The sequence below is a fragment of the Neptunicoccus sediminis genome (genome assembly GCF_001719615.1).
GTDB classification, from domain to species: domain Bacteria; phylum Pseudomonadota; class Alphaproteobacteria; order Rhodobacterales; family Rhodobacteraceae; genus Amylibacter; species Amylibacter sediminis.
This window is the reverse complement of the sequence record NZ_MDVX01000038.1, coordinates 19,572-28,552: the sequence shown is the minus strand read 5'-3', so window position 1 is coordinate 28,552 and position 8,981 is coordinate 19,572. Positions and strand designations below refer to the sequence as shown.

At 56.4% G+C, this 8,981-nt stretch carries 8 protein-coding genes and 1 tRNA gene; all 9 read left to right on the top strand.

Translation table 11 applies throughout. The features are described from left to right. A partial coding sequence (locus tag BFV97_RS17550; RefSeq protein WP_483814929.1) for an EF-Tu C-terminal domain-related protein occupies positions 1-196 on the top strand: 196 nt, incomplete at its 5' end. A gap of 286 nt (positions 197-482) precedes the next feature. Further along, positions 483-1,517 carry an SDR family oxidoreductase gene (locus tag BFV97_RS17545; RefSeq protein WP_069301681.1) on the top strand — a complete coding sequence of 345 codons (1,035 nt, stop codon included), beginning with the start codon at positions 483-485 and terminating at the stop codon, positions 1,515-1,517. A 63-nt stretch (positions 1,518-1,580) separates the two neighbouring features. Then, positions 1,581-2,723 carry a hypothetical protein gene (locus BFV97_RS17540; RefSeq protein ID WP_069301680.1) on the top strand — a complete coding sequence of 381 codons (1,143 nt, stop codon included), beginning with the start codon at positions 1,581-1,583 and terminating at the stop codon, positions 2,721-2,723. 116 nt (positions 2,724-2,839) lie between these two features. Then, positions 2,840-2,915, top strand: a tRNA-Trp gene (locus BFV97_RS17535). A gap of 310 nt (positions 2,916-3,225) precedes the next feature. Then, positions 3,226-6,516 (top strand): Hint domain-containing protein, encoded by a 3,291-nt coding sequence (locus tag BFV97_RS17530; RefSeq protein ID WP_069301679.1) that lies wholly within the window; start codon positions 3,226-3,228, stop codon positions 6,514-6,516. 101 nt (positions 6,517-6,617) lie between these two features. Next, on the top strand, positions 6,618-6,815 hold the full coding sequence (gene secE, locus BFV97_RS17525) for a preprotein translocase subunit SecE (protein WP_069301678.1): 198 nt from the start codon (positions 6,618-6,620) through the stop codon (positions 6,813-6,815). Positions 6,816-6,974: 159 nt separating this feature from the next. After that, entirely contained in the window at positions 6,975-7,508 is a 534-nt protein-coding gene (gene nusG / locus BFV97_RS17520; RefSeq protein ID WP_069301682.1) for a transcription termination/antitermination protein NusG, read from the top strand. Between the two features lie 160 nt (positions 7,509-7,668). Continuing rightward, a complete protein-coding gene (rplK, locus tag BFV97_RS17515; protein WP_069301677.1) occupies positions 7,669-8,094 on the top strand; it encodes a 50S ribosomal protein L11 in 426 nt (141 codons plus the stop codon). Next, positions 8,094-8,792 carry a 50S ribosomal protein L1 gene (gene rplA / locus BFV97_RS17510; protein ID WP_069301676.1) on the top strand — a complete coding sequence of 233 codons (699 nt, stop codon included), beginning with the start codon at positions 8,094-8,096 and terminating at the stop codon, positions 8,790-8,792. The genes rplK and rplA overlap by 1 nt, the downstream gene beginning before the upstream one ends. The last annotated feature ends 189 nt before the right edge of the window (positions 8,793-8,981 follow it).

Sequence of the window (8,981 nt, the reverse complement as noted above, 5' to 3'; positions counted from 1 at the left end):
GTTCTACTTCCGGACCACAGACGTGACCGGTACTGTTGAACTGCCATCCGGCACAGAAATGGTGATGCCAGGCGATAACCTGAAGTTCAACGTTGAACTGATCGCCCCAATCGCTATGGAACAGGGTCTGCGTTTTGCGATCCGCGAAGGCGGCCGTACAGTCGGCTCCGGCGTTGTTTCCAAAATCAACGAGTAATACCGGTGCCGGTGCGTCCGGTTCCTGTACGTGACTAGATTAGCGGCCATCCTTCGGGGTGGCCGTTTTCTTTTCGGGCGCGCGCCGCCTGAAAATCCCTGCAACACCCCGAACAACGGGTGTAGAGGCAGGGGTAGTTCCACCTCGGGTTCAGCGGGGTGTGGCTTCGGGGCCAATGTGTCCGGTGAACCGCCGCTGATGGGGTAAATCCAGTCTTACCCATTGCAAAAAGACCTGCTATCCTCTGTTGAGTATTTCACACGTGAGACGTGTTTTTGGGGACTGGATGTCACGTAAAAAGAAAATCCTAGTGACCGGAGGCTCCGGCTTCATCGCAAAGCACGTCATTCTCCAGTTGTTGAACGAAGGCTTTGATGTCCGTGCTTCCGTGCGCACGCCCGCACGCAGTGCCGAGATCATGGCGGCGATGGTGGCCCATGCCAAGGACACCACGGACCTTGAAAGCCGCCTTGTGTTTTGCACGCTTGATCTGAATGAAGATGCGGGCTGGGATGAGGCGCTCAAAGGGTGTCAGGCCCTGATCCACACGGCCTCTCCGTTTCCGATGGCGCCACCGGCCGACGAAGACGATCTGATAAAACCCGCTGTGGACGGAACCTTGCGTGCGATGACCGCTGCACAGGCCGCGGGAGTGGAGCGGGTGATCCTGACATCTTCGGTCGCGGCAATCTATAACAAACGCCTTGCAGCGGGGCGCAGCCGCTACAATGAAACCGACTGGTCGGAGGCCAATTCGCCTCTGGCCACGCCGTATTCCCGATCCAAAACCAAAGCAGAAAAAGCGGCTTGGAATTTTGTGCGGGAACATCCCGAAATGAAACTGACGACCATCAACCCGTCGCTGGTGCTTGGCCCGCCGCTTGATGCTAAAATCGGAACTTCGCTGGGGGTTGTGGCGCGGATGCTGTCCGGTAAGGATCCGATGGTTCCAAACATCGGCATGGCGGTTGTGGATGTGCGGGACATTGCCCTTATGCATGTCCGCGCCCTGCAACGCCCTGAAAGTATCGGTAACCGCTTTATCGGCTCCGAGCGGTTTATGTGGATGCAGGACATCGCGCTTCTGCTGAAGGCAGAGTATCCGGATCGCAAGATTGCCACCCGTCTTGCACCCGATTGGGTGATGCGGTTGATGGGAATGTTCGACAAGACAGTTGCGGGAATTTTACCCTCGTTAGGGCAGGAAATCCCGCTTGATAATTCCGCCGCAGCCGAGGTGCTGGGGATGGAGTTTATCGAGGCACGGCAAGCGATCAAGACCTCTGCTTCCTATCTCATCCGTGAACATCTCGTTCCCTAAGTGCAGGTTCTGCCAGTGAAAAATCCACAAAGCAGCCCGTGCGCGGGTATAGACCCTGACACCATGACCAAACCGCCCTTGTGGTTAATGCGCCTTATCTGGGTGGTCGTCGGCCTTGCGCTGCTGCGCAACTTCTTCCCGCCCAATTCCTTCACCGCCACTGTGCTGATCTTCGATTACGAACACGGTCTGGTGCGGCGTGGTTTTTGGGGGGAGGTTCTAAACCTCTATTGGGGTGAGACTGTCTCAAGATCCGAGGTATTTGTTGCCAGCGCTGTTCTGACGCTGGCGGGATTGGCCGCTTTGCTGGCGGTTTTTGCCAGATGGAGCGCCCGCAGTTTTGCTGCTGCCCGCTGGATGTTGCTGTTCGTTTGTTCCTTTGCCTTTTCAGCGATCATTGCCAGCACTGGTTACATTGATCTGGCGCTGATCGGGCTTGTTTCAATGGTGCTGTTCACTGATCCCCGCAGCGTTTCGGGTGTCGCCTTGCGCTGTCTTGTCATTGGTGCGGGCATGTTCATGCACGAAGTCATGCTACCCTATTTCGCGGTGTTTCTGGTCTTTGACATCTGGGTGTCCCGCCCGACGCTGCGCCGCGCGCCAAGCGCCCTTGCCCCGCTGGTTGTCGGGGTCGCGGCCTTGCTCGCATTGTCGGTCTGGGGGCAACTGCCACAAGACGACGTGGCGGATTACATCGCGCATATTGAAGCAAAGTCAGAGTTTACGGCCGAGCCGGAGGCTACGGTCGTGATGGAACGTACGCTTTCGGACAATCTGACGATGATGGCCGAAAAACGCGGGATGCTCGATTACCGGAGCTGGATTCTGTTTGACGGGTTGCCTCTGCTGATTATGTCATTCTGGCTTATCGCGATGAACCTGCGGCTGTTACCGGCCACTTCGGGCGTGTTAACGCGGGTGCTTTTGGTCGGGGCGGTCCTTGCACCGCTCAGCTTGAATATTATCGCGTTTGACGTTGTGCGTTTCGGCGCAATTTCCGTGCTGATCGGCTTTCTGTGCATGATCTCCCTGCTGCGGGCCGATCCTTCTGCGGCTGGGCGTCTGGACCGTATTCTGACCTGGCCCCTGTTGGTCATCTTGTTGGTGCTGAACCTGCACGTGACGGTGAACCAGATGAACACGGGGGATCGGCAGGACTACGGGGCGCCTTGGGCTTTGGTGAAACATCTGGACTGGTTGCGCTAGACTGTCTTGCGTTGCGGGGCTTTCCCGCAGCTACTGACGAGAAAGCAGTGTCAAAACTGTTTTCCCCTCTTGCATCAAAACCGATTTGCCGTTACGCCACCACTCAATCTGGTTCTAGGGGTTTAGCTCAGTTGGTAGAGCATCGGTCTCCAAAACCGAGGGTCGTGGGTTCGAGTCCCTCAGCCCCTGCCAGATCAATCTTTCACACAATCTAAAACCGGATTCCCGCTACGGGGATTTGCCGGCTCGAATCAGGTTTGGCTTGCCTTTGCAGAACCCTTTCCTGACTTTACGTCACTCAATTTTAGCGCGTGTAAATTAAGAAAAATTTGTGGCATATTTGACGATAGTTGCAGCAAAATCACAAAAAATGCTGCCTGAACAAACGCCTATAAGCCGCCGAGCCGCCTTTCTGACACATTCCCATGCCATAAAAGCGGAAAGAAATTCTGGTGCCGAACCCGCAGAAAAAGCGAAAGGTGCCTCAGGCTAAGGCGGAATAATGGCTGACTATACAGTCGGAATCTACAACTTTGACCCGTATTTTGTCTTTTCGCGCAGTGCGGGGGGGACGACGACGTATAACGGGCCAGCCAATTCCTCTGGTGTAGCCACGATCACCGACAACGGAACCGGCATCGAGGGGGCTTCGCTTGAAGACGTCACAGCCGGTGAGACCGCGGCGGTAGATATTTCCATTGGCGGGGATACTTCGACAGGCGTGGCCGTCAGCGCAGCAGAAGTCTGGACCGTTGAAGATACCTCTACTGGTGATATCTTCCAGATCGTCACGTTTCACGTCACTTCGGGCAGTGCTTCGGGGTACTACACACTTTCAGAACAGCCGCTGTCCGTGGGAACCACCTATCGTACCGTGGCCTTCGATGACGAGCCGGATGCCACAGCCGGTGATCCGGTGTTTACCTTTGCCGACTACACCCACGATCTTGGGGATGGAACGGTCGAGGGGACAGCGGGCGACGATGTTATTGATGAAAGTTACACCGGTGATCCCAACGGCGATCGGGTGGACAATGATGACAGCCTCACAGACCGGCCCGTTGAATCCACGTTCAGCTGGCAGGCGCAGGGGGCGGACGAACAAGACGTTTCTTCCGGCATCACCGATACGGTCAACGGCATCGAGGTGGATATTGCCTTTGTTGATGACGGGAACTCCGACACGATCTCGTTGGAGCATGGCACCCAATACGTCGGCGGAGATCCCAGCTTTGACCCGACCTCCGGCATCGAAATTCGCGGCGTTGGCGGTGTGGGCGATACCTCGACCACCACGATAAATTTCTCTTCGACGACCGGTTCGGGCATGCGGGACGAAGTGGAGAATGTGAAATTCTTCATCAACGATCTCGACACCAGCAGCTGGCAGGATGTGGTCGGAGTCTACGCCTATGATGTAGACGGAAACGAAGTACCCGTAACCTTCACGGTGCTTGGGAATGAAACCGTGTCGGGTAACGTCATTACGGCCGGATCGGGCAACGACACCGAAGCAGAGGCAGACGGCTCGGTCATGATCGAGGTCGACGGTCCGGTCGCCACGATCGTCATTGACTATGACAACCTTGGAACCGGCGGCCAGAAAATGCTGCTGAGCGATATCCATTTTGATGCTGTTCCCCTTGGCGCCAACGACGACATTATTGATGCCGGGGCCGGTAACGACAGCATTGATGCGGGTATCGACAGCGACACGGTCTATGGCGGCTCGGGGTCGGACACGATCAACGCCAGCGAAGACGACGACACGCTTTATGGTGGCGATGATGCGGATGTGTTCCAGCTGGGAGATAACCTTGGCAATGACAGCATCGTTGGCGGCGAGGGCGGAACCGATAGCGATACAATCGACGGATCGGCGCTGACCAGTGGCATGGATGTCACCTACACCGGCAACGAGTCGGGCACGATTAATGATGCCACCGGCCAGATCGCCACATTCTCGGAAATTGAAGAACTGGTTCTGACCGCGCAGGACGACACGGTTGATGCCTCCCTCAGCACCGAGTCTGTGTCGGTCAATGCCGCAGACGGGGACGATTCCCTGACCGGCGGTTCTGCTGCGGACACGCTGGTTGGTGGTTCGGGCGACGATACGCTGGCGGGCGGCGGCGGGGCGGACACGCTCTTTGGCGGTTCAGGCATGGATTACGCCGACTACAGCAGCTCTGCATCGGGCGTGACGGTTGATCTGACCACAGGCACCGGTACAGGCGGCGATGCGCAGGGTGATGTCTATGGTGGAATCGACGGGCTGATCGGCTCTGCTTTTGACGATGTTCTGACGGGCTATGACGGGCAGGGGCCGGATTACACCAATATCTTTTACGGCGGCGCGGGCAATGACGTCCTGACCGGACTCGGCGGGGACGACACGCTGTTTGGTGGCGATGATCAGGATACGTTCATTCTTGGTGACGGCTTTGGGAATGATACGCTCTCGGGCGGCGAGGGTGGTGGCGACAATGACACTGTGGATGCCTCAGCGCTGACAACCGGCGTTGATGTGAACTACACCGGCGATGAGGCCGGCACGCTGACAGACGGTTCGGACACAGCGACCTTCTCTGACATGGAAATCCTCGTCCTGACGGATCAGGCGGATACGGTCGATGCCTCGGCGTCTAACAGTGGCGTGTCGATTGAAGGCGGCGGCGGGGACGACACCATTGTCGGCAGCGCTGGCGGTGATTCCCTTGACGGTGGCACGGGTGCGGACAGCATTGATGGTGGTGCCGGCGCTGACACGATCTATGGCGGTGCTGGAGCGGATACGCTGAACGGCGGTGGCGGTGCTGACACAGTGTATGGTGGCGACGACGTCGATATGATCGACGGCGGCGCGGCGGCGGATTTGCTTTATGGCGGGGCCGGTGCGGATACAATAACGGGCGGCGACGGGGCCGACACGCTGCACGGGGATGAAGGCAGCGACGTGCTGTACCTCGGTAAATCCGATCTGGCCTATGGCGGGGACGGGGACGACACTTTCTCTATCGACGTGACACAGGACCAGTCCGGCCCGATCACGATTTTCGGTGGCGAAGGCGACGAAACCGGCGCGGGCGATACGATTGACTTTGCCGGACAGCTTCAAAAAGGCTCTATGGTTATCACTGATGCCGATGATGCCAGTGGCGGTCTGACCGGCTATGCGTTCCTGCTGGATGGCACGCGGGTGGATTTCGCGCAGATCGAGAATATCATCTGCTTTGCCCGTGGCACACGCATCCTGACCCACAGCGGCGAGGCGCTGATTGAAGACCTGTCCGAAGGGGATCAGATCCTGACGCTGGACCACGGGTTGCAGCAAATCCGCTGGATTGGGTCACGCAGGGTGCCTGCTGTGGGGGATTTTGCCCCTGTCGTGATTTCCAAAGGCGTTCTGGGCAATCATGCCGATCTTATCGTCAGCCCGCAACACCGCGTGCTGGTTTCAGGTCCGGTTGCGGAGCTGCTGTTTTGCGAAAAGGAAGTGCTGGTACCGGCCAAACACCTGCTGAGCTGGGACGGAGTCTACCGCGCCGAGATGCCAGAGGTGGAGTATTTCCACATGCTGTTTGACACCCACCAGATTGTCCACGCCAATGGCGCCCCCGCCGAAAGCTTCCATCCCGGCGAACAGGCGCTTGATGCGGTCACTGAAGACGCCCGCGCCGAAATTCTGGCGCTGTTCCCCGAACTGGCCGACGCGCCCTCTGCCTATGGTCCTGCGGCGCGGTTCAGCCTGAAGGCCCATGAAGCGGAACTTCTCGGACAGGGGATGGCCTGACCAGAAACAGCGCACCCAAACGGGGCAGAACGCACGCGGCCCCTTGAACTTTGTGGTTTTCCGGCGTATCTGCACCCTTGCATGTAAAAGAGGAGCCGGACATGGCTGTTACAAATCCGATGCAGTTTGCACAGCAGGTTCGGGCCGAAGTGGCGAAAATCGTCTGGCCGACCCGCCGTGAAACGATGATTACAACCGGCATGGTCTTTGTTATGGCCTTTCTGTTCGCCCTGTTTTTCTTTGGCGTGGACCAGATCACCCAGTTTGTTCTGACAACGATTCTGTCATTGGCGGCTTGAATTAAGGGCTGTGACGGGGTAGATGGCCCCATCCCAACTGAAAAGGCGTGCATAGATTCGGATTGTGCGCCCTTTTTCTGTCGGGTTCGGGATGTGCAAGCATCTGTATTTTAATGAATTCTGGCGGGATGTCCCGCCATGGCAAAGGTGTCGGGCGAAATGGCGTTACGTTGGTATTCGGTTTCTGTGCTCTCAAATTTTGAGAAAAAGATTGCCGAAGCGATCAGAGAAGCGGTTGCTCTGGAAGGGCTTGAGGACGAAATCGTAGAGGTTCTCGTCCCGACCGAAGAAGTGATCGAAGTGCGCCGTGGCAAGAAGGTTCCGACCGAACGCCGCTTTATGCCCGGTTATGTTCTGGTGCGCATGGAAATGTCCGAGAAGGGCTATCACCTGATCAACAACATCAACCGCGTCACCGGCTTTCTGGGGCAACCCGGCAAACCAAGCCCGATGCGCGACCGCGAAGTTGCTGCGATCCTCAACCAGGTAGAAGAAGGCGCGGAACGTCCACGGACCCTGATCTCCTTTGAGGTTGGCGAGAACGTGAATGTCACAGACGGACCGTTTGAGGGCTTTGCCGGTATGGTGGAGGACGTGGACGAAGAAAACTCCCGTCTGAAAGTTACGGTTTCGATTTTTGGCCGCGCAACGCCGGTCGAACTGGAATACACACAGGTTTCCAAACAAACCTGAGTGGACGGCAGGGGGAGCCCTGCCTAGCGGGTGAAGGCCCGTTCATTTGTGGGAGGTGATCTGCGCGCGCGCAGGGATCCGCACCACGCTAACCAAAGAGCAGTGACGCGTCACTGCTTGTAGGGTGGACGCCAGTCCACCGATGACAAAGGAGGCCGTAATGGCTAAAAAAGTCGCTGGCACGATGAAGCTGCAAGTTAAAGCTGGTCAAGCCAACCCATCCCCACCTGTGGGCCCTGCTCTGGGTCAACGGGGCATTAACATCATGGAATTCTGTAAGGCGTTCAACGCGAAAACAGCCGATATGGAGCCAGGCGCCCCATGTCCGACTGTGATCACTTATTTCGTAGACAAATCCTTCACTATGGACATCAAGACTCCGCCTGCGTCCTACTATCTGCGCAAGGCTGCGAAGCTGAAGTCCGGTGCGAAACTGCCCGGTCGTGAGACTGTCGGTTCCGTGTCTGTTGCACAGGTTAAAGAAATCGCAGAAGCGAAAATGAAAGACCTGAACGCGAATGACATCGAATCCGCGATGAAAATCATTCTGGGCTCTGCCCGTTCTATGGGCATCGAGGTGAAGTAATGGCTAAGTACGGAAAAAGAACGACTGCCGCTCGTGAGGCATTCGCTGGCAAAGAAAACATTTCTGTAGAAGAAGCGGTTTCTCTGGTTAAATCCAATGCCAACGCCAAATTCGACGAAACCGTTGAAATCGCGCTGAACCTGGGTGTTGATCCACGTCACGCTGACCAAATGGTTCGTGGCGTTGTGACCCTGCCAAACGGCACAGGCAAAACAGTACGTGTTGCTGTATTCGCCCGTGGTCCAAAAGCAGAAGAAGCAGAAGCAGCCGGTGCAGACATCGTTGGCGCCGAAGACCTGATGGAAACCATCCAAAGCGGCAAGATCGAATTCGATCGCTGCATCGCGACCCCTGACATGATGCCTATCGTTGGCCGTCTGGGTAAGGTGCTTGGTCCGCGCAACCTGATGCCGAACCCTAAAGTTGGCACAGTGACAATGGATGTTAAATCCGCTGTGGAAGCTGCCAAAGGTGGCGAAGTCCAGTTCAAAGTTGAAAAAGCCGGTGTTGTACATGCTGGCGTTGGCAAAGCCTCTTTCGACGAAAAGCAACTGGTTGAGAACGTAAAAGCGTTTGTTTCTGCGGTTCAGAAAGCCAAACCTGCCGGTTCCAAAGGCGCTTACATGAAACGGATCAACCTCAGCTCTACAATGGGCCCGGGTGTTTCTGTTGATGTTGCAGGCGCACTGGCAGACTAAGCCGGTTAAAGTTTTTGTCGGGGGCGGCTGCATAGGCTGCCCCCTGACACGTTAAAAATTCCCCATCACCCGAAGATGCTGCGAATTTTGCTAAAGCTTTCAAAAGAAAGCAGACCCCTCCTAAGTCTATAAATATCAGTCTTTTACGCCGTTTGCCTCGCGAATTTTATTCTGTGCATTCGAAAACCC